The organism is Bacillus sp. IBL03825, assembly GCF_024712505.1.
Lineage (GTDB): Bacteria > Bacillota > Bacilli > Bacillales > Bacillaceae_G > Bacillus_A > Bacillus_A wiedmannii.
Genome location: NZ_JAMXKE010000001.1, coordinates 1037210 through 1057338 on the forward strand (window position 1 = coordinate 1037210; position 20129 = coordinate 1057338).

Consider the following 20129-nt stretch of genomic DNA (forward strand, 5'->3'; position numbering starts at 1 on the left):
AAAATGAGGAATAGGGGATACTGATGGAAAAACATTTTGAGGAAGCGCATCGCTTTTGTTCTCGTAATAGAAAACATTTAGAAAAAGATGTTGTATGTGGTTGTTTTTATTGTTTGGAAATTTTCAATCCAGGCAAAATTACAGAGTGGTGGGATGATGATAACACAGCAGTTTGTCCGCATTGTGGGATTGACGCTATTATCGGAGAGAGCTCTGGATTTAAAATCACAGAAATGTTTTTAAGTGAAATGCATAAAAGATGGTTTTAGTTAAATGAATGACAAAATCAACTTCTGTTAACGAAGATTATGTAAATATATAAGTAACTAAGATTTTACACGATCCATAAAACGAAAAAGATGTTAACCTTTCTGTAGAATCGGGGAAGTAATCATATAATTTCATTTATCCAATCTACACGTAATGTATCACGAGAAGAGAGCATACAAAAAAAGCTTGGGCCGAAGCCCAAGCTTTTTTCACTTCATTATTTCTTTTCTTCTTTCTTATCGTCAGCTTTTTGCTCTTTGAAAAGATCTTTTAAATCTTTATCGTCAACTTTTACGTCAGCTTTTTTGATTTCTTTCATCATAAGATCGTTCATGAATTCAGCGTCTTGTGCTTTCTTCGCAACTAGCTCTTTTTTCAGGTCAGCTTTTGATTGCTCGAATGGTTTTTCTGGCTCTTTAATGTCTGTAACTTTAATGATGTGGTAACCGAATTGTGTTTTTACAGGTTCGCTTACTTCATCTTTTTTCAGTTTATAAGTAGCATCTTCGAATTCTTTAACCATTTTACCATGTTCGATGAATCCTAAGTCGCCACCTTTTTCTTTTGAACCAGTATCTTCAGAGTATTGTTTCGCTAACTCTTCGAAAGATTTACCTTGTCCAAGTTCCTCTTTAACTTTTTTTGCAGTCGCTTCATCTTTTACAAGAATGTGGCTTGCTTTAACTTCAGGCTTGTAGTTATCTTTTAATTCTTTATCAGTGATTGTTTTCTCGATAGCTTTTTCTTGAGCTAATTGAGCACGCACACCAGTTTTTAAAGTTTCTTCTTTAATACCTTGTTGTTTTAATAGTGTATCGAATTGATCACCGTATTGTTTTTTCATTTCATCGAACTTTTTGTCTACTTCTTTGTCTTCAACTTTGTAGTTTTTAATAAGTACTTTTTCCATAACCATGTTGTTTAGTACTTGTTTACCAGCTTGTGTCTTCATTTGATTGTAGAACTCGTCTTTTGTAATGTCACCAGCTTTAGATGTAACGATTTTGTCTGATGATGATCCTGTTCCACATGCTGATAATGCGATTACACTTGTTGCGGCTAAGGCAAGCATAGCTTTCTTCATTCGATAAACACTCCTACTATTATGTATTTTTAATTTATCCTACACCAATGAATTTTGGTTCATAAGAGCCCGATTAAGTCTCACTGATACTTTTGCTTTTTTCGTTGGTAAAGCGCGCTTAACAGGGCTTACCGAGGCTGAGGATAAAGTTAAGATGCGTGTCATTTATTTCATAGTATAAGCAATATGTACAAAATTTAATATATCATATTTCGACTCAATTTCATATTGATAAAGAAAATTTAACCAGTACGTGTCAGATTTTGAAGGTGTTCCGTATTGGGCGCATGCCGCATATATAGAAAAGAGGAGGGGATGGGGATGAATTCTCAACTTATTTTATTACTTGTACTGTTTATTTTATTGGTTATAGTAGGTATAATTTGCTTATAGAGGAAAAAAGTGAGGAAGGGGCTTCCTTCCTCACTTTCCATGAAATATAATTTCTATATAACTAGAAATTAATAAAATTGTTATACATACATTGATAACCCGAAAGACACCGGGTTGGCGGCTCGCAGCTATTTGTTTTCGTTCACACAGTGTATGTGTCATAAAATTCGTGTAAAATATAACAAGAAGTGCGAATGCGACAAAAACAACTGTTATAAGTGTCATGAGGCGAGACCTCCTTTTGGCTAAAATACATATACTTTATATATTGTATCATACGATATTTTGTTCGTGTTATAAAATTCAGAAATAGAAGACTTTGTGTTAGAAAGTGAGGGAGAAAATGGACGTTGTTAGAAGATTAGAACAAGCTGAATACTACGTAGACCTACTATTTAAAATGATTGATGAAGAAAAGTGTCCATTTTATTCTTTAATCATAAAGAAAAAAGCTCGCAAAAAAGATGTTGAACGTATACTACATCTTTGTGAAATGCTGAACGAGCAATATGTAGTGGAGAAAGCAGAAGGGCTTCTTTTGTTCGATGCGCTGTTAGAGCAATTTGAAAAAGCGCTTCCACATCAGCTCGAAGTACACGAAACTGCGGAAGCGCTAGCAAAACAAGGTTTATTTAAGCCGCTTATGAATGAATTCTTAAGCATGATTGAGAATAAATAAATAGGTTACTTCTTAACTAACTTCTGATCGGATTCCGTAAAATTCTCCTCAATATTCTCTAATGATTTCTCAAAAATATCGATGAAGTCTTGTCCGTAAATGTTGCGCAAGATAGCGATAAGTTCGATATTTTCTGGGAACTTACCATAGAAATTACGAAGTGCAAGAGCCCCATTAAATACAGAGTTATTTTCAGGATCATACTCCTCCATTAAGCGAAGTAGTAATTCTTCCCCTTTGTCTGTAATCTCAATGTACGTATTTCGTTTATCATCTTCTTTTTTCGAGAACACAAGATAGCCGCGTTCTTCTAGCTTTTTCGAGAAGTTAAACGCCGTTGATACGTGCATAACTCCAAACTTAGCAATCTCAGAAATAGAAGCCCCTTTTAAATGATAAGCGATTGACAAAATATGATGCTCATTAATGTTTAAATCGTAAGGCTTAATCCACTGTTGCCAATCTTTCTCTACGCATTTCCATAACGCTTTCGATAATTGAGCAATGCGTTGGCTGAAAATCATCGCTTCTTTTACCGAGTAATCTTTTTCTCCACTTTTCATTTACTCACCCACTTTAACATTCTTTTTCATTACTATCTATTATGCCAGTAAAGTAAAAATTAATAAAGTCTTTTTGTGAGAATTGTGAAAATTTTTCGGAAAAATGACATTCTATACAAATCATGCATAAGCATGGAAGCGTTTTATGAGTCGTGAATACATGTGTTGTCCTTACATGTTAAGTGATAACATATATTGTAAATGCATAAAAACACGGCATATCTGTGTGATATGCCGTGTTAAGGTCAATTTATATAAAAAATATTTGTTATATGCAAAAAACTAAGCAGGAATTTGTTTACGCTTTTTCCGGAACAGCTTCTTGTAGTTTCTCAATTGATTTTTGAATGTCCAAAATTTCTTGCTCAATATGTCGTTTGTTTTGAGAAATATCTTGCTTCCAGTTAGAAAGCGTGTCTTGCATATCTTCTTTTAATTCTTGAAACACTTCTTTACCTTCCGAAGCAGTTTCAACGATTTGACGTTTTAATAATTTTGTATCAGCTGTAATATCAGCTAAAGTCTTTTTAATATCAGTTCCTTTTTCTTTCAGCTTACCGCGCATAGCTTTACCAGAAGAAGGAGTAGAGAAAAGAACGGCTAATCCAGCAACTGCTCCGCCGCAAATGACACCTGTAATAAAGGATTTAGCTTTTGACATAAAAGGAAACCTCCTTATTTTTTGTTCGTATTCATGATGTGAAAAAATATGCATATCTTTAAGACGAGGGAAAGAAAAGTGTGCAATGCACATTCCCTGGTATCTTGAATGGAGAAACAAGCCGTGCAATATGTAATCACTTTAGGAAAGTGGCTTGTTATGTATTACTTCTTATTATAGTGTCATTATTTCACACTATTTGCAATTGTACTTGCGATGTTTTGTAAATTTTCCATTGTGTATTCATTTTGATGTGATTTCCAAACAGCACCGAAACCATCGTTTTCACCGTAGCGTGGAATTAAATGAAGGTGGAAGTGGAACACAGTTTGTCCAGCTTTTTCACCGTTATTGTTAAGTAGGTTGAAGCCAACTGGATTAAACTCTGCTTTAATCGCATTTGCGATTTTCGGAACGACAGAAAAAATGTGTGATGCGATTTCTGGCGTTAACGCAAAAATGTCTTGTTTGTGAACTTTTGGAATAACAAGAGTATGTCCTTTTGTTACTTGACTAATATCTAAAAATGCAAGCACATGTTCATCTTCGTATACTTTTGAGCAAGGGATTTGCCCGTCAATAATTTTACAAAAAATACAATTGTCCGCTGTATGGTTCATTGATCTCATCCTTTCAAGTAGCCTTAGCCGTATTTTACCATAATTATATAAGAGAACAAACACGAAAAACAGGAAGCTGAGTCAGCTTCCTGTTTTCTGAAGAGGGATTGAAAAAGCATTATCGTAATTTACGTTTCGCAGACACCTCATTTATTTAAGAAATGCACGGTAAATCGGCTAAAGTTTCTGCCGTAGACACCCCATTTTCAAGTGAAATGAATTGCAATCTTTATAAAAGGAAATTGTTTATTTTTTAAAACAGTATATGCTCTTTCGGAGACACCCCGTTTCTAAAATGAAACAAATGATCTGGTTATGTGTAAATTTCTTTGTCCAACATGGACACCCCATTTCATGATGACTTCACTATGTTGTTGTACTCATCAATTGGTGGTCGCTTTTTCAATGTGTTCCTTCTTCACTAATTATGATGTCCGCTTTCGTAAAAATATATGCGAACAAATTTAAATTTTTTTTGAGGGCATCGATACTATGTAGTACAGCGCTATTTTTGGTAAGATGAATATAGAATGAATACTAATGAAGAAAGTGGTGTCGTATGAGCGAGTTATTGCGTGTAGAAAATGTTACAGGAGGATATACGAAACGACCTGTACTAAAAGATGTTTCGTTCTCTGTGAATAAAGGCGAACTTGTCGGCTTAATCGGTTTAAATGGAGCCGGGAAGAGTACGACGATTAAACATATTATCGGTTTAATGGAACCGAAAAAAGGAACTGTCACAATTAATGGGAAAACAATTCGTGATGATATGACAGCGTACCGTTCTAGTTTTTCGTTCATCCCAGAAACACCGGTATTATATGACGAGCTAACGCTAGAAGAACATTTGAAGTTAACAGCGATGGCGTACGGTGTCGATGAAAAACAATATGAAGAACGTGTAGGGCAACTATTACAAGAATTTCGCATGAAAAATCGTTTAAAATGGTTTCCATCTCATTTCTCAAAAGGGATGAAACAAAAAGTAATGATTATGAGTGCGTTTTTAGTGGAACCATCTCTTTATATTGTGGACGAACCTTTCGTTGGGCTTGATCCGTTAGCGATTCAATCACTTCTTCAAATGATGGATCAAATGAAAAAGAGCGGTGCAGGAATCTTAATGAGTACACATATTTTAGCGACGGCAGAGCGTTATTGTGATTCGTTTATTATTCTGCATCAAGGCGAAGTAAGAGCGAAGGGGACATTATCTGAACTGCAATCCGATTTTAATATGCCAGGTGCAACGCTAGATGATATTTATATTGCATTAACGAAGGAAGAAGATTATGAATAGCACAGCATTATGGAAAGAACGATTTCGTCACTTTCTAAAAGAAGTTCGTACATATAGTAAATACGTATTTAATGATCATTTGAAATTTATTTTCGTATTCATCATCGGCGCCGGAGCGTATTATTACCAGCAATGGTTACAAACGTTAACACCGTCGTTTCCGACAGCGCTCGTTATGGCAGTGTTGCTTGGACTCGTATTAACGGCCGGATCGATACAAACGTTATTAAAAGAAGCGGATCTCGTTTACTTGCTGCCAGTTGAACAAAAGTTAAAACCTTATTTTACAAAGGCATTTCTCTTTACGTTTATGATTCAGTTATACATAATCGCAATCGTAGCGGCAGCGCTTGCCCCGTTATACTTCCAGCAAATGAAGCAAACAGGAGCTGCTTACATATGGATTGTACTCGCGTTTGTCATTGTAAAAGCGTGGAACTTATTCGTCGCGTGGGAAAAATCATTTTTAACAGACCAAAATATACAAAGAGCTGATTGGTTCATTCGTTTTATTTTAAACGGATTATTTGTATACTTCCTTGTAGAGCGTACTTCCGTCATTTTTGTTGGCGGAATCGTCCTTCTCATGATGTTATACCTTGTAGTACTACATCAAATGGTGAAGGGAAAGCCGCTAAACTGGGAGTATTTAATTTCTGAAGAAGGTAAGAAGATGATGCTGCTGTACCGCATCGCGAATATGTTCGTTGATGTACCTGCATTAAAAGAAAGAGTAGCACGTAGAAAATGGCTTGATTTCATTCTTTCAATGATTGGTGAAAAGCGTACATATTTATACTTATATACAAGAACGTTTTTACGATCTGGTAACTATTTCGGTTTATATGTGCGTTTGCTCGCTCTTGGAGGAGTTATTCTTTACTTCATTCCATTTTTATATGGACGATTTATCGTAAGCCTTATTTTCCTATATTTAATCGGTTATCAGCTATTAACTTTATGGAAGCATCACCGCATGAAGATTTGGCTTGATTTGTATCCCGTCGGGGGAGAAGAGAAGAAGAAAGATTTTCTTGTCTTATTAAATACGATCCTTATTACCGGCAGCGTTGTATTTACAGTTATATTCGCCTTTGCGACGAAAAATTTCATGATGACGGGAATTTTACTAGTCGTAAGCATAGTATTTAGTATCGGTTTCGTTTATCAATACGGGGTGAAACGTATTGAGCGTTTAAATTGAAGGGAATGAACCTATGATTACATACGAAGAGAAGGTTATAAAAGAATTGGAACAGTGGAAAGCTACATTCATGAAAGATTCTTCGATGATGACACGGTTCTCTAAGAAAGTGCAGACGAAAGTACAACAGCTTATTCCGGCGAAAGTGCAAAAAGTATTAACAGAAACGATTCGGATGATGGTGCAAACAATTAGTGCCGGATCAAACTTTATAAAGCCAAAATTAAAAGAGACGAACTGGTCATTGCAAAGAAGAGACGACGAAGTACGTAAAAAAATGGATGAGTACAAAAAAATAGCAGCGGCAGAAGGAGCAGGGACGGGAGCTGGCGGTATTCTCCTTGGTCTTGCTGATTTTCCGCTTTTACTTGGCATTAAAATTAAATTTTTATTCGATGCAGCAACGTTGTACGGATTTGATACGAGCGATAAAGAAGAGCGCCTTTTTATCCTTCACGTTTTCCAACTTGCTTTTTCAAGTGACGATTACCGAAAAGAAATATGGAAAGCAATCGAAACGTGGGATACAGAAGAAGAAAATCATATGGACTGGGAAAAGTTCCAAACAGAGTACCGAGACTATATCGATTTAGCAAAAATGCTTCAGCTCGTACCAATAATCGGTGCCCCAGTCGGCGCATATGCGAACTATCAACTACTGCAAAGACTCGGAGAAGTGACGATGAATTGTTATCGTATGCGATTACTGAATAGAAATTAAAAAGAAAGCATCCTAAATTGTGGTTTAGGATGCTTTTTTTTAGAAGTTAATGCCGTTATAGCCAACTCCGACTACAATCAATACGATAAAGAGCACAATGAGTACTATATACCCACTACTAACGCTCTTGCCATCTTGTCCAGCTTCACCGCCACCAGTGCCACCACTACCGCCTTTACCGCCAATTCCCATAGGAATATCCTCCTTATTGTTATAGGTTGCTTTTACTTTATACTTTTCTGCATTTACCAATAAACCCCTTCTGTTACTCTAACTAACTTGCAAATCATTTCGTTTCATTTTATAATTTATTTACCGACCGGTAAGTAAAAATAAGTGGGGTACAGTATGACAAAGAATTTACAAACATCGCAAAACATTGTAGAAGCATCATTTAAACTCATGGCAGAGCACGGCATTGAGAAGATGAGCCTTTCCATGATTGCGAAAGAGGTAGGTATTTCAAAACCGGCTATTTATTATCATTTTTCTTCTAAAGAAGCGTTAGTTGATTTTTTATTTGAAGAAATTTTTTCTGGGTATCATTTCGTGAGTTATTTCAATAAAGAACAATATACGAAAGAAAATTTTGCAGAAAAGTTAATCGCTGATGGTTTACATATGCTCTCTGAGTATGAAGGACAAGAAGGCATACTACGCGTCATAAATGAATTCATCGTAACTGCATCGCGAAATGAAAAGTATCAGAAACGCTTATTTGAAATACAAGAAGATTTTTTAAATGGTTTCCACGATTTATTGAAGAAAGGTGTGGAACTTGACGTTGTGTCACAACAGGCAACGGAAGAAAATGCACATACGTTAGCGCTCGTGATCGATAATATGAGTAATTACATGTTAATGGGATTCCAGTTAAAGTATAAAGAAATTTGGATTCGAAATGTGAAAAATGTAATGAAGGAGGAATAAAAGTGAAAATGCAAAAAAACTGGTGGCTCGGTTTTCTTGGATTCATTGGGCTTTATCCCGCATTAACGGGCAGTAAGACCCCCACCTCAAAATTCAGCGAAAGCAAAGAAGTTAGGTGGGGATCAACTGCCCGTAAAAGCCTGATTGGTTCAACTAATAATCAGTGGGGGATGAACAAAACCCCCACTGATTAAAGTTTCACTTTATAAAATACCAGGTATAATAGAGGCTTTTCAAGCGGATGGAAGTTGGCTGAAGTTAATCGGTTTCATTTGGTTACTTTGGTTCGGATATTTTATCCCTGAGAAGAAAGATAATTAAATTACAATTTTCTGTAAAGTTATGTAAAATATAGTTTGAGAGTATTCGTATATTAGATTACTAGATTTGGAGTGGTTACATGGATCCATTGAAAAATGAAATTCATCCTGACATGGTCAAGGTGTGGAAAGTTCGTGCTGTAATTGAAGAAGGGATCGGTATTCTTGTCATTTTAGCTTACCTTTTCCTCATGATAAAGTTTGATTGGTGGGCGTGGATTTTGTACGTGTTAATCGGCTTAACGGTTGCACTAGCACCATTTGAGTACTTCGTATTCCCGAAACTTCGTCAGCGTTATTATAGCTATCAACTAAATGAAGAAGAACTTGAAATTCAGCACGGTCTTTTCGTCGTAAAGCGCGTATTAGTACCGATGATTCGTGTGCAGCACGTGACGATTGAACAAGGGCCAATTATGAGGAAATATGGATTAGCAGAATTACACATTTCAACAGCGGCAACTTCTCACAGCATCCCAGGCTTAACGATGTATGAAGCAGAAATGTTGAAAACGAAAATTGCAGAATTAGCGAAAGTGAGTGATGAGGATGTATAAGAGGCAGCATCCCATTACGATGTTATTAGAATTAAAAATAACAGATTTTATACCACTCATTATTTTTATGTTTAGTTTAAACGGAAAGTTCCCGTTTTGGTATTTAATTCCCGCTGCATTCGGTTTACTTACCATCTTTTCAGCGTTTGAAAAATGGTATTACACAACATATTGGGTTGAAAATAACGTATTACATGTGAAACAAGGGCTCTTTGTGAAGAAGGAGAGCTACTTAAATAAAGAACGTGTGCAAACGATTAATACAAGTTCTAACGTGCTATATCAAATGCTTGGTTTAAAGAAAATTCAGATTGAAACAGCTGGTGGGGGCGATGATGCAGAAGTTAGCTTAGCTGGCATTACAGTAGAAGAAGCAACCGAGCTTATCGCAATGCTAAATGAGCCAACTCGAGAATTGAAAGCAGAAGAAATATCAGAAGAAGTAGTAGAAAAAGAAATCGTTACAGAGGAAAAGCAAGCGACAGAATACAAATTAACTTGGAAAGAAATTCTATTAGCATCTGTTACATCTGGGCAGTTTGGATTGCTATTTTCTTTAATATTCTTCGTTTATAATCAAGTGGATGAATACATTCCGAAATGGATAAAAAATAAAGTAGAGTCATATGTAATGGATCATGATATATACGGCTGGATTTACATGGTAGCTATTTTACTTGTCATTTCTTGGATGATATCCACAATCGGTTATGCGTTAAAACATGGAGATTTCACAGTGAATCGAAGAAATGATGAAGTCCGCATTTTGCAAGGATTACTTGAGAAAAAAGAACTCGTCCTAAAGTTACATCGTATTCAAGGTATTACGATAAAAGAAAGTATTTTACGTCAGCCATTCGGTTATTGTGCTGTGCAAGTAGAAGTCATTCAAAGTAAAGGACTGGGTGACGAGAAAGAAAAAGTTACACTGCATCCTATCATTCGAAAAGATCGCGTACAACAGTTACTTGCACATTTACAATTACCATACGAACTGAATACAAACATTATTTCATTACCAAAAGCAGCATTACGTCGTTACTTAATTGATAGTTTTATATTCTTCGCAATGCTAGCAATCCCGCTTACTGGAATAAGTATATACTTTGAAAAGTATTACATCATGTGGGCGTTGATTCCACTCGCGATCCTTATCTTTACACTTGGATACGGAACGTTTAAAACAAATGGTTACAGTGTAAACGGGGAGCAAATTACGCTTGTATATCGTAGCGTCGGAAAATATACAGGGCTTGTTAGAAGAAGACATGTCCAATCAATGGAAAAAACACAATCATATTTCCAGCGCCGAGCGGATTTATGTACGTATAAGTTCTCTAACGCATCATCGAATTATAAACTAGAGCATACGAGAGTAGAAGATGCGGAGAGAATGCAGAATTGGTATAAGAAGAGAATGAGTGAGAATTAACTTGAAAAAGCTTGCCTATTATGAAAGGCAGGCTTTTTTTATTATAGGAAAATGAGGGGCTTAATCCATATATTAGTACAGCTACAGCGCACATATATCGAAAAAGTAGTATACTTCTATTTCAGGGAAATCTGTGGAATTTTTCATATAAATGGTATACTAATATAGAAAAAATATTAGGAGGCTATATATGATAAGTCAGTTAAAAAGAGCAGCACTTGATGCATTAAAAGGAAAATGGGGGTTAGCGGTAGGGGCAACCTTATTAGTCGGAATCCTTATTGGAGCTGTTGAAATGCTAACCACAGGTATTTTCTCGATGTTTTGGGGTTGGGAAGAAGCAAATGAGTCACTTACAGTAACTATTATTGCAATGTTTATTATCGGTCCGTTAACAGTGGGTGCTTCTTATTTTGTTTTAAATGTAATTCGTGGGACTAATGCTCGTATCGGTCATATATTTAGATGGTTTAACGATGGAAGTAAGTTTATGAAATCGTTTTTAACATATTTACTAATGAATGTGTACTTGATTCTATGGACATTACTTCTTATTATTCCAGGTATTATTAAATCATTTTCTTATTCTATGACATATTTTATTTTGAATGATCATCCAGAATATACAGCGAATCAAGCGATTACTGAAAGTCGTCGTATGATGAATGGACATAAAATGGATTACTTTTTACTATGCTTAAGCTTCTTAGGTTGGTTCATTTTAAGTATTCTTACTGTAGGAATCGGTTTCTTATGGTTAGTACCGTATTTCTACACGACATCAGCTGCATTTTATGAAGAGATTTCAAAAGAATATTATAAAAAAGAAGACACTACTTTCTAATAACCACCTATCCCCTAAAGAATATAAGGCACAGATAGTTTAGATGTTCTGTTTATGGGGAGCACTTCAGGATAAGGTATAGGTTATTATATAAAAATTCGGCCCTCTATGTTTTAGCATAGAGGGCTATTTTTTCATGTGAAAATAATGAATAATATATGTGAAACAAAAAAGCGAGGTGAATGAGAGTGAGCAAGTTTTTAATTCCGTATTCATTTTCTATATTAAGTTTCTTTATTTCAGCAACAGCACTTGATTTATATGATAGGATGGGAAACAATAGTGAGCTGGTTTCGCCGAACATAATTGGTAAGATAATTCAATCTACTGCGCAAATGGGAGTCCTTACATTGTATTTCGGAGTACCTATTATTTTAGGTGGCTGTCTACTTGGTGAGTTATTGTTTAGAGGTATCATTTTACGATTTAAACTCAGCTATATTATATCTTTATTACTATATTTACTTTTAGCTTGTAGTATTGTTTCCGTAACGGTTGGGATTCCAACTACATATGAAGATTCTAATGTTTCTTTCATGGGAATAACTATGATTTGCGCTATTACATTCTTTGTGGGCCGGAATATATGGGAGAAAAAAGAAATGAATAATGGAGTGACAGAATGAAATACACATGTCCGTGCTGCGGGTATAGAACAATAGAAGAAGAACCACCAGGTACATATGAAATTTGTAATATATGTTATTGGGAAGATAATGAGGTTCAGTTTAACGATCCTGATTTTGAAGGCGGGGCGAATATAGTTTCGTTAAGACAAGCACAGAAAAATTTCATTGCATTTGGTGCTTGCGAGGAATACTTTGTGAAATCAGTTAGAAAGCCGACTAGTGAAGATGTGAAGGATGCTAGTTGGAAGCAAATTTAGTAAGGAAAATGTTATTACTCAATTTATCAGGAGTAATAACATTTTTTTATGCAATGATGAAAGAATTAACACCGTCTTATAAGATAAAACATTAAAGATGATACAGTAATAGGAAGGCCAGTATTCAGAAAGGTTTCTAAAGTAAAGGATAGAAAATCTCTGTCGTTAAACCACATAAAGAATAAATGACTGTAGGAAATACCTAACAATATAAATAAAGGAATTCCAATCTTTAATTCGTGACTTCTTTTTATTTTTCTATAACAAAATTCACCTAATAAACAACCGATAAGAACAGGGATGCTTCCAAGAATTGAAAACATAATAATAGATACCCAAATCGGTCCCCAGGAGTCAGCATAATTTGGAACTAGTGTATACTGTAAAACGTTCACAATGATAGAAAAAACCAGTAAGCATATTAAATAACTAATAGAAAATTTTTTCAATGGAATCATCCTTATAAAATTTCACTTTATTTTTATGAAAATATAAACCTCTTTAAATTATAGATTAAATATATAAGGATAATCAATTTGTATGCATTTCTTGTTTATGGATATATTTTCAACGAATATAAATGTATAGATGTATAGTCAATTGTGAGTGTTTGATGTTATCATATTGAATGATATGGAAATTTTTAATAGAAGAAGCAACGAACAATTCAAAGGTAGTGAAGCCTTTGTTGTATACAGAAAATATTTATTATTACTCAGCAATATTAAAAATAAGATACGTATTTATATAAATTTAGTAGAAATGGGGGTTTTAAAAAGGAATGAGTATAAGTATAACAAGGCAAAAGATTTTAGCAGCCGCTTCTCAAATTGTGCAATGTAAAGGGGTTGCTAAGTTAACTTTAGAAGCGGTAGCAAAAGAGGCGGGGATAAGTAAAGGTGGATTGTTGTATCACTTTTCAACTAAAGAAGCTTTAATAGAGGGCATGATACTCAAAGGGACGGAGGAGTATCAAGATGCTATTCACAATAAAGTAGCGGAGGACTTAGAGAAGAAAGGAAGGTGGGTACGCTCTTTTGTAGAGGAAAGATTAAGTAATGAGAGAAGAGTAGAAGAGCTAGGTAGTAGTATGATGGCAGCATTAATGCTAAAACCTGAATTACTTGAACCGTTACAACAATCATTTCAGCAACTGCAAAATAAAATAGAAAATGATGAGATAGATTCAGTTTGTGCCACAATTATTAGATTAGCGGCAGATGGATTATGGTATTCAGAATATTTAGGGGTTGGAAGACTAAGCCCCGAATTAAGAGAAAAAGTGATTCAAGCTCTTATTTATAATTCGTATAAATAGAATATACGAACTATATAATGTAAAATAATTCACCATTGCTTATTTAATGCACTGGTGAATTATTTTTTTTATTAGAAAAATAGAACAATTTTATAGAGTATTGAATTATAACCGTCCAGACGGTATAGTAATATTTGGTTTAAGAGGAAAATGAAACAAAAAAAGAATAAAAAATATTTTTAGCACACTATTCGAAAGGATAGGCCGCAAAGCTTAGAGTCTACGGTAATACATATTGGTTACTAAGATCGTCTGGTTGCACATTTTTGATGCAACCGGACGGTCTTTTTTTGTTATATAAATATAAAAAATAGGAGGGAATTATGCAAATGAAAAGTACTAAAAGGCATATTTCGATGGTTTCATTAGTTTTTCTAGTATTATTTTCAGTACTAAATGTGTGGGCTCCAGTTATTCAAGCCGCTGTGATAAAAAATCCAGTGGACGAGATTAATATCTCCCGTACTGATGGTACAACGTCTGAACCATATCAAGCCTCAGATGGTATGAAAGTAGAAGTGAAGTGGTCAGCTAAAGAAAAAATAAAAAGTGGAGATCAATTCACAATTGATATGCCAAAAGAATTCAGAAAAGATCTTATGAATATGAGTTTTCCTTTAAAAGATGCTGAAGGAAAAACAGTTGGTACATGTGAGATGAAAAAGGGTCTATTGACATGTACTATGGGTGATTACGTAGAAGGAAAGAATAACATTAAAGGTTCTTTATTCGTAGAATTTTATTTTGGTCTAGAAGCATATGATGGTATTAAAAAAATCCCATTAGAATTTAACGTTGATGGTCAAATCGTAAATAAAGAAGTAAGTGTAAATAATACAACAGAGAGACCGAAGCCACAGCCCAATACAGATAATCTATTGAAATGGGGTTCTTATAATCAGGAAGACCCTTCAATTGCAGACTGGACGGTATATGTAAATGCAACTGGAACAGAAATGCAAGATCTTAAATTAACAGACACATTAGGACCTGGGCATGAATTAATTACAAATAGTTTAGTATTAGAAGAGGCTGTATTTGAAGATGGCTATGCACCAACAAATGTTAAGCCAGCAGATTTATCTAAAATTAAAATTAATGCGATGAAAACTGGATTTACAATTGAATTTCCAGACAGCTCAAAAGGTTATATTTTAAGATATAAAACAAAGATTACTAATCCTGCTGCAAAGCCTCATAAAAATACAGTGAAATTAGAAGGTAAAAATATTGTAACTGAAGAAAAAGTGGGAGAAGTATTCGTAAGTGGTGGGGGAGGAACCGGTTCAGGTGACGATAATCCACCTAGCATTGAAAAAAATATAGTAGATGAGAATGGTAAGCTTGTAGAGAATCAGCAGTTAACACAAATGGATCAAGCTATTCAATACCAAGTTGGTACACATATACCGAAAAATTCACCTAATTATACGTCAATGGTAATTAGTGATGATTTAGAAGATGTTTTAGAAGTATTAGAGGCAAAAGTATATGATCAAAATGGTCAAGATATTACTTCTAAAGGAACGTTAAATATAGATAAACAAAGAAGTGAAGTAACATTTACGTTTGGTGAGAATTTTGACTATAAGTCATATGAAAACCAGGTAATTAACCTCAGCATTAAGGCGAAAATTAAAGCTAATGCAGATTTATCTTCTTACGTAGATAAGAAGATTCCTAATAAAGCGGAATTACATTTTGATGATAAAACATTAACATCGAAAGAAGTAATTGTTACGCCGCCTGAAGCTCCAAAAGAAGGTACAGTATCGATTCATAAAATAGATGCTGAGAATCCGAACAAAGGGTTGAAAGGTGCTGAATTTGAAGTTCGAAATAGTGCAAATGAAGTTGTTGCAAAACTGATAACGGACGAAAACGGCTTTTCAATACCTCAAACTTTAGCTCCTGGGACGTATAAAATTTATGAAACAGTAGCACCAGAAGGATATCAAAAATTAACAATTCCAGTAGAGGTTACGCTTCAAGCTGGTGAAACAAAAGCCATTGAAGTCAAAAATACTTTGCAAAAGGGTCAAATCGAATTAAAGAAAATTGATTCGGAAAATGGTGAAAAACCATTAGCAAATGCAGAGTTTGATATAGTAAAAGACAGTGTAGTAGTTGAGCATATTGTTACAGATAAAGATGGTAAGGCAATCTCTAAACCGTTAGCGCCAGGGAAATATATTTTAAAAGAAACGAAAGCGCCTGAAGGATACCAATTAAAAGAAACAGAGTTCGAAGTAAATGTAACAGGGGACGGCATATTCCCAATAACAGTAAAAAATGCAATGACAGACAAAGGTAATGTAGAAATTACAAAGGTGGACAAAGAAAACGGTTCAGTATTAGCGGGTGTCGAATTTGAAGTTCAAGATGAGAAAGGTGAAGTAGTAAAAAAAGTAACGACGGATAAAGAAGGAATGGCAAACGTTTCAGATCTTTCAGTAGGAAAGTACAAATTAGTAGAGACGAAAAGCTTACCAGGTTACAAGAAACTAACAGAGCCAGTATCGTTTGAAATTACAAAAGGTATGACGAAAGTCCTATCATTGAAAGTAGAGAATGAACAGTTAGATAAAGGTTCAGTAGAAATTACAAAAATAGATAAAGACAGCCAGAAAGCATTAAAAGGCGTAGTTTTCGAAGTACGAGATGAAAAAGATAAAGTAGTAAAAGAAGTAACAACAGATAAAGAAGGAAAAGTGAACGTTTCAGATCTTTCAGTAGGAAAGTACAAATTAGTAGAGACGAAAAGCTTACCAGGTTATAAGAAACTAAAAGAACCGGTATCATTTGAAATTACAAAAGGTATGACGAAAGTCCTATCATTGAAAGTAGAGAATGAACAGTTAGATAAAGGTTCAATAGAAATTACAAAAGTAGATAAAGACAGCCAGAAAGTATTAAAAGGTGTAGTCTTCGAAGTACAAGATGAAAAAGATAAAGTAGTAAAAGAAGTAACAACAGATAAAGATGGAAAAGCAACAATTTCAGATTTATCAGTAGGAAAGTACAAATTAGTAGAAAAAGAAAGCTTACCAGGATATAAGAAATTAATAGAGCCAGTATTGTTTGAAATTACAAAAGGCATGACCGAGATCTTATCATTAAAAATAGAAAATGAAATGGTAGATACGGGGAATGTAGAGATAACAAAGATAGACAAAGATAATAAAGCACTGCTAGCGGGAGTAACGTTCGTTGTCCAAGATGAAAAAGGTAACGAAGTTAAAAAAGTAACGACAGATAAAGAAGGAAAAGCAAATGTTGCAGATTTACCTGTAGGCAAGTATGAATTAGTAGAGATAGAAAGTTTACCAGGTTATAAAAAGCTAGAAAAACCAGTATCATTTGAAATTACAAAGGGCATGACCAAGATACTATCATTAAAAGTAGAAAATGAAATGATGGATACTGGAAATGTAGAGATAATAAAAATAGATAAAGATAGTAAAGCACCATTAAAAGATGTTGTATTTGAAGTACGTGATTCAAAAGGAAAAGTAGTAAGAAAAGTAACAACAGATAAAGAAGGAAAAGCAAACGTTTCAGATTTATCTATTGGAAAGTATGAGTTGGTGGAAGTAGGAACACCAGTAGGATACAAACCACTTGAAAAGCCAATTTCATTCGAAATTGAAAAGGGCAGAGTAACAGCATTAAAGCTAACAGTCGAAAATGAATTAGTAGATACAGGAAATGTAGAAATTACAAAAGTAGACAAAGAAAATAAAGATGCTTTAGCTGATGCAGTATTTGATATTCAAGATGAAGCAGGACAAGTAGTCGCTAAAATAACGACAGATAAAAAAGGACAAGCACAAGTCACTAATTTATCAGTTGGAACATATAAGCTAGTAGAAGTGAAAGCACCAAAAGGATATAAGCAATTAGTAGATCCGATTGCTTTCCAAATTGAAAAAGGTATGACAAAATCTCTTGCTTTAACAGTAGAAAATGAAATGTTAGACAAGGGTAACGTAGAAATTACAAAAGTAGATAAAGACAGTCAAAAAGCATTAGCAGGCGTAGTCTTCGAAGTACAAGATGAGCAAGGAAAAGTAGTAACGACAGTAACAACAGATAAAGAAGGAAAAGCAACAATTGCAGATTTATCTGTAGGAAAATACAAATTAGTAGAGAAAGAAAGCTTACCAGGTTACAAACAATTAACAGAACCAGTATCGTTTGAAATCAAAAAAGGTATGACGAAAGTTTTATCACTAAAAGTAGAGAACGAACTGTTAGATAAAGGAACAGTAGAGATTACAAAAGTGGATAAAGAAAGTGGCGCAGTATTAGCGGGCGTAACATTCGAAGTGCAAGATGAGCAAGGCAAAGTAGTAACGAAAGTGACAACAGATAAAGAAGGAAAAGCAAACGTTTCAGATTTATCAGTAGGGAAATATAAGCTAGTAGAGGTAGAGAGCTTACCAGGATATAAAAAACTAGCGAAACCAGTATCGTTTGAAATTAAAAAAGGTATGACAGAAATTTTATCACTAAAAGTAGAGAACGAATTAGTAGATAAAGGTTCAGTAGAAATTATAAAAGTAGACAAAGAAAGTGGCGCGTTATTAGAAGGCGTAACATTCGAAGTGCAAGATGAGCAAGGCAAAGTAGTAACGAAAGTGACAACAGATAAAGAAGGAAAAGCAAACATTTCAGATCTATCTGTAGGAAGTTACAAACTAGTAGAAGTAGAGAATTTACCAGGCTATAAAAAATTAACAGAGCCAGTATCATTCGAAATTAAAAAAGGTATGACAAAAGTCTTATCATTGAAAGTAGAGAATGAACAGTTAGACAAAGGCTCAGTAGAAATTACAAAAGTAGATAAAGATAGTCAAAAAGCATTAGCAGGCGTAGTCTTCGAAGTACAAGATGAGCAAGGAAAAGTAGTAACGAAAGTGACAACAGATAAAGAAGGAAAAGCAAACATTTCAGATCTATCTGTAGGAAGTTACAAACTAGTAGAAGTAGAGAATTTACCAGGCTACAAAAAATTAACAGAGCCAGTATCATTCGAAATTAAAAAAGGTATGACAAAAGTCTTATCATTGAAAGTAGAGAATGAACAGTTAGACAAAGGCTCAGTAGAAATTACAAAAGTAGATAAAGATAGTCAAAAAGCATTAGCAGGCGTAGTCTTCGAAGTACAAGATGAGCAAGGAAAAGTAGTAACGAAAGTGACAACAGATAAAGAAGGAAAAGCAAACATTTCAGATCTATCTGTAGGAAGTTACAAACTAGTAGAAGTAGAGAATTTACCAGGCTACAAAAAATTAACAGAGCCAGTATCATTCGAAATTAAAAAAGGTATGACAAAAGTCTTATCATTGAAAGTAGAGAATGAACAGTTAGACAAAGGCTCAGTAGAAATTACAAAAGTAGATAAAGATAGTCAAAAAGCATTAGCAGGCGTAGTCTTCGAAGTACAAGATGAGCAAGGCAAAGTAGTAACGAAAGTAAAAACAGATAAAGAAGGAAAAGCGAAAATTTCAGATCTATCTGTAGGAAGTTACAAATTAGTAGAGACGGAAAGCTTACCAGGTTACAAAAAGCTAAGCGAACCAGTATCATTTGAGATTAAAAAAGGTATGACAGAAGTTTTATTACTAAAAGTAGAGAATGAACAGTTAGATAAAGGTTCAGTAGAAATTACAAAAATGGCTGCTGAAAGTAAGAATGTATTATCAGGGGCAGTGTTTGAAGTTCATGACGAAAAAGGAAAAGTAGTAACGAAAGTAAAAACAGATAAAGAAGGAAAAGCGAAAATCTCAGACTTATCTGTAGGTCACTACACACTTGTAGAAGTAGAAGCACCAAAGGGTTATGAAAAATTAACTAATCCAATTCCATTTGAAATTACAAAAGGAATGATAAGTCCAGTTCAATTAGAAGTATTAAACAAATTGACTTCTTTAGCACCACCAGGCCCAGAGAAACCAGAAACGACGGATCCAGAAAAACCAGAAACAACGGATCCAGAAAAACCAGAAACAACGGATCCAGAGAAACCAGAAACGACGGATCCAGAGAAACCTGTAACAACGGATCCAGAAAAACCAGAAACAACAGATCCAGAGAAGCCTGAAAAAGAATTACCGAAGACAGGACAGAAAATGCCTGTGGAACCATATATGGGAGCACTTCTTATTATGATGAGTTTTGGATTGCTCGTATTAGGTAGAAAACAGCAGAGATAATAAAAATGAAAAAGGTATCCTCAAAGTATTGGAGGATACCTTTTTTATTTGGCATAAAAAAACATTTAGCAAAAGGGGTAGCAGCACATGCCCATCAAGCTAAAAGTACGAATTACCCCAAAACAA

Annotated in this window: 22 protein-coding genes and 1 riboswitch; of the genes, 15 read left to right on the forward strand and 7 right to left on the reverse strand. The window is 34.6% G+C overall.

Annotation, left to right across the window (positions count from 1 at the left end; genetic code table 11):
- Window positions 1-23: 23 nt before the first annotated feature.
- Window positions 24-269, forward strand: a complete 246-nt coding sequence (locus NHG49_RS05420; protein ID WP_064473819.1) for a hypothetical protein — start codon at window positions 24-26, stop codon at window positions 267-269.
- A 218-nt stretch (window positions 270-487) separates the two neighbouring features.
- On the opposite strand, the gene prsA is transcribed toward NHG49_RS05420, so the two are convergent.
- Complete coding sequence (gene prsA, locus NHG49_RS05425) at window positions 488-1354, reverse strand: peptidylprolyl isomerase PrsA (RefSeq protein WP_064473820.1); 867 nt, start codon at window positions 1352-1354, stop codon at window positions 488-490.
- Window positions 1355-1633: 279 nt separating this feature from the next.
- Between prsA and NHG49_RS31425 the strand changes: the two genes are divergently transcribed.
- Window positions 1634-1747 carry a hypothetical protein gene (locus NHG49_RS31425; protein ID WP_002007073.1) on the forward strand — a complete coding sequence of 38 codons (114 nt, stop codon included), beginning with the start codon at window positions 1634-1636 and terminating at the stop codon, window positions 1745-1747.
- 30 nt (window positions 1748-1777) lie between these two features.
- Here the strand turns inward: NHG49_RS31425 and NHG49_RS05430 are convergent, their stop codons facing one another.
- A complete protein-coding gene (locus NHG49_RS05430) occupies window positions 1778-1972 on the reverse strand; it encodes a hypothetical protein (RefSeq protein WP_000172690.1) in 195 nt (64 codons plus the stop codon).
- A gap of 118 nt (window positions 1973-2090) precedes the next feature.
- Here NHG49_RS05430 and NHG49_RS05435 point away from each other — a divergent pair, with 118 nt between their 5' ends.
- The gene (locus NHG49_RS05435) at window positions 2091-2426 is read left to right on the forward strand and encodes a DUF1878 family protein (protein ID WP_064473821.1); all 336 of its coding nucleotides are present in this window, start codon (window positions 2091-2093) and stop codon (window positions 2424-2426) included.
- A gap of 5 nt (window positions 2427-2431) precedes the next feature.
- Here NHG49_RS05435 and NHG49_RS05440 read toward each other — a convergent pair whose 3' ends face one another.
- The 3 genes from NHG49_RS05440 to NHG49_RS05450 all read right to left on the reverse strand — a co-directional run bounded on the left by NHG49_RS05440 (window position 2432) and on the right by NHG49_RS05450 (window position 4270).
- Window positions 2432-2989 (reverse strand): HTH-type transcriptional regulator Hpr, encoded by a 558-nt coding sequence (locus NHG49_RS05440; protein WP_000834920.1) that lies wholly within the window; start codon window positions 2987-2989, stop codon window positions 2432-2434.
- A gap of 298 nt (window positions 2990-3287) precedes the next feature.
- Entirely contained in the window at window positions 3288-3650 is a 363-nt protein-coding gene (locus NHG49_RS05445) for a YtxH domain-containing protein (RefSeq protein WP_000030297.1), read from the reverse strand.
- Window positions 3651-3835: 185 nt separating this feature from the next.
- The gene (locus tag NHG49_RS05450) at window positions 3836-4270 is read right to left on the reverse strand and encodes an HIT family protein (protein ID WP_001016840.1); all 435 of its coding nucleotides are present in this window, start codon (window positions 4268-4270) and stop codon (window positions 3836-3838) included.
- Window positions 4271-4829: 559 nt separating this feature from the next.
- Here NHG49_RS05450 and ecsA point away from each other — a divergent pair.
- Genes ecsA through ecsC form a run of 3 tightly spaced genes read left to right on the forward strand, consistent with a single transcriptional unit; the run spans window position 4830 to window position 7498 of the window.
- Entirely contained in the window at window positions 4830-5573 is a 744-nt protein-coding gene (gene ecsA / locus NHG49_RS05455; RefSeq protein WP_071711167.1) for an ABC transporter ATP-binding protein EcsA, read from the forward strand.
- Complete coding sequence (gene ecsB / locus NHG49_RS05460; protein ID WP_098102753.1) at window positions 5566-6777, forward strand: ABC transporter permease EcsB; 1212 nt, start codon at window positions 5566-5568, stop codon at window positions 6775-6777. Before ecsA ends, ecsB begins: the two co-directional genes overlap by 8 nt.
- A gap of 13 nt (window positions 6778-6790) precedes the next feature.
- The gene (ecsC, locus tag NHG49_RS05465; protein WP_064473824.1) at window positions 6791-7498 is read left to right on the forward strand and encodes an ecs operon protein EcsC; all 708 of its coding nucleotides are present in this window, start codon (window positions 6791-6793) and stop codon (window positions 7496-7498) included.
- Between the two features lie 39 nt (window positions 7499-7537).
- Here the strand turns inward: ecsC and NHG49_RS05470 are convergent, their stop codons facing one another.
- Window positions 7538-7690 (reverse strand): sporulation protein YjcZ, encoded by a 153-nt coding sequence (locus tag NHG49_RS05470; RefSeq protein WP_103656032.1) that lies wholly within the window; start codon window positions 7688-7690, stop codon window positions 7538-7540.
- Window positions 7691-7846: 156 nt separating this feature from the next.
- Between NHG49_RS05470 and NHG49_RS05475 the strand changes: the two genes are divergently transcribed.
- The 7 genes from NHG49_RS05475 (at window position 7847) to NHG49_RS05505 (ending at window position 12467) form a co-directional block, all read left to right on the forward strand.
- Entirely contained in the window at window positions 7847-8428 is a 582-nt protein-coding gene (locus NHG49_RS05475; protein WP_064473825.1) for a TetR/AcrR family transcriptional regulator, read from the forward strand.
- A gap of 8 nt (window positions 8429-8436) precedes the next feature.
- Window positions 8437-8622, forward strand: coding sequence for a hypothetical protein (locus NHG49_RS05480; protein WP_064473836.1), 186 nt, complete (start codon window positions 8437-8439; stop codon window positions 8620-8622).
- A gap of 206 nt (window positions 8623-8828) precedes the next feature.
- A complete protein-coding gene (locus NHG49_RS05485; protein WP_064473826.1) occupies window positions 8829-9305 on the forward strand; it encodes a PH domain-containing protein in 477 nt (158 codons plus the stop codon).
- Entirely contained in the window at window positions 9298-10737 is a 1440-nt protein-coding gene (locus NHG49_RS05490) for a PH domain-containing protein (RefSeq protein WP_098102751.1), read from the forward strand. The genes NHG49_RS05485 and NHG49_RS05490 overlap by 8 nt, the downstream gene beginning before the upstream one ends.
- A 190-nt stretch (window positions 10738-10927) precedes the next feature.
- The gene (locus NHG49_RS05495) at window positions 10928-11581 is read left to right on the forward strand and encodes a DUF975 family protein (RefSeq protein ID WP_098102750.1); all 654 of its coding nucleotides are present in this window, start codon (window positions 10928-10930) and stop codon (window positions 11579-11581) included.
- A gap of 182 nt (window positions 11582-11763) precedes the next feature.
- Window positions 11764-12207: a hypothetical protein gene (locus tag NHG49_RS05500; protein WP_098102749.1), complete on the forward strand. Its 444-nt coding sequence runs from the start codon at window positions 11764-11766 to the stop codon at window positions 12205-12207.
- Window positions 12204-12467, forward strand: coding sequence for a CPCC family cysteine-rich protein (locus tag NHG49_RS05505; protein ID WP_098102748.1), 264 nt, complete (start codon window positions 12204-12206; stop codon window positions 12465-12467). Before NHG49_RS05500 ends, NHG49_RS05505 begins: the two co-directional genes overlap by 4 nt.
- A gap of 65 nt (window positions 12468-12532) precedes the next feature.
- On the opposite strand, the gene NHG49_RS05510 is transcribed toward NHG49_RS05505, so the two are convergent.
- A complete protein-coding gene (locus NHG49_RS05510) occupies window positions 12533-12916 on the reverse strand; it encodes a hypothetical protein (protein ID WP_098102747.1) in 384 nt (127 codons plus the stop codon).
- 332 nt (window positions 12917-13248) lie between these two features.
- On the opposite strand from NHG49_RS05510, the gene NHG49_RS05515 reads away from it, so the two are divergent.
- Window positions 13249-13785, forward strand: a complete 537-nt coding sequence (locus NHG49_RS05515; protein ID WP_000028006.1) for a TetR/AcrR family transcriptional regulator — start codon at window positions 13249-13251, stop codon at window positions 13783-13785.
- 171 nt (window positions 13786-13956) lie between these two features.
- Window positions 13957-14049: riboswitch (cyclic di-GMP riboswitch) on the forward strand.
- A 59-nt stretch (window positions 14050-14108) separates the two neighbouring features.
- A complete protein-coding gene (locus tag NHG49_RS05520; protein ID WP_258125599.1) occupies window positions 14109-20003 on the forward strand; it encodes a SpaA isopeptide-forming pilin-related protein in 5895 nt (1964 codons plus the stop codon).
- The last annotated feature ends 126 nt before the right edge of the window (window positions 20004-20129 follow it).

Excerpts from the sequence above, each read along its gene's own strand:
- NHG49_RS05435 (WP_064473821.1), top strand. The coding sequence starts at position 2,091 with ATGGACGTTGTTAGAAGATTAGAACAAGCTGAATACTACGTAGACCTA.
- NHG49_RS05445 (WP_000030297.1), bottom strand. The coding sequence starts at position 3,650 with ATGTCAAAAGCTAAATCCTTTATTACAGGTGTCATTTGCGGCGGAGCA.
- ecsC (WP_064473824.1), top strand. The coding sequence starts at position 6,791 with ATGATTACATACGAAGAGAAGGTTATAAAAGAATTGGAACAGTGGAAA.
- NHG49_RS05420 (WP_064473819.1), top strand. The coding sequence starts at position 24 with ATGGAAAAACATTTTGAGGAAGCGCATCGCTTTTGTTCTCGTAATAGA.
- NHG49_RS05500 (WP_098102749.1), top strand. The coding sequence starts at position 11,764 with ATGAGAGTGAGCAAGTTTTTAATTCCGTATTCATTTTCTATATTAAGT.
- prsA (WP_064473820.1), bottom strand. The coding sequence starts at position 1,354 with ATGAAGAAAGCTATGCTTGCCTTAGCCGCAACAAGTGTAATCGCATTA.
- NHG49_RS05430 (WP_000172690.1), bottom strand. The coding sequence starts at position 1,972 with ATGACACTTATAACAGTTGTTTTTGTCGCATTCGCACTTCTTGTTATA.
- NHG49_RS05505 (WP_098102748.1), top strand. The coding sequence starts at position 12,204 with ATGAAATACACATGTCCGTGCTGCGGGTATAGAACAATAGAAGAAGAA.
- NHG49_RS05490 (WP_098102751.1), top strand. The coding sequence starts at position 9,298 with ATGTATAAGAGGCAGCATCCCATTACGATGTTATTAGAATTAAAAATA.
- NHG49_RS05495 (WP_098102750.1), top strand. The coding sequence starts at position 10,928 with ATGATAAGTCAGTTAAAAAGAGCAGCACTTGATGCATTAAAAGGAAAA.
- NHG49_RS05475 (WP_064473825.1), top strand. The coding sequence starts at position 7,847 with ATGACAAAGAATTTACAAACATCGCAAAACATTGTAGAAGCATCATTT.
- NHG49_RS05515 (WP_000028006.1), top strand. The coding sequence starts at position 13,249 with ATGAGTATAAGTATAACAAGGCAAAAGATTTTAGCAGCCGCTTCTCAA.
- ecsB (WP_098102753.1), top strand. The coding sequence starts at position 5,566 with ATGAATAGCACAGCATTATGGAAAGAACGATTTCGTCACTTTCTAAAA.
- NHG49_RS05470 (WP_103656032.1), bottom strand. The coding sequence starts at position 7,690 with ATGGGAATTGGCGGTAAAGGCGGTAGTGGTGGCACTGGTGGCGGTGAA.
- NHG49_RS05480 (WP_064473836.1), top strand. The coding sequence starts at position 8,437 with ATGCAAAAAAACTGGTGGCTCGGTTTTCTTGGATTCATTGGGCTTTAT.
- NHG49_RS05520 (WP_258125599.1), top strand. The coding sequence starts at position 14,109 with ATGCAAATGAAAAGTACTAAAAGGCATATTTCGATGGTTTCATTAGTT.
- NHG49_RS05450 (WP_001016840.1), bottom strand. The coding sequence starts at position 4,270 with ATGAACCATACAGCGGACAATTGTATTTTTTGTAAAATTATTGACGGG.
- NHG49_RS05485 (WP_064473826.1), top strand. The coding sequence starts at position 8,829 with ATGGATCCATTGAAAAATGAAATTCATCCTGACATGGTCAAGGTGTGG.
- ecsA (WP_071711167.1), top strand. The coding sequence starts at position 4,830 with ATGAGCGAGTTATTGCGTGTAGAAAATGTTACAGGAGGATATACGAAA.
- NHG49_RS05440 (WP_000834920.1), bottom strand. The coding sequence starts at position 2,989 with ATGAAAAGTGGAGAAAAAGATTACTCGGTAAAAGAAGCGATGATTTTC.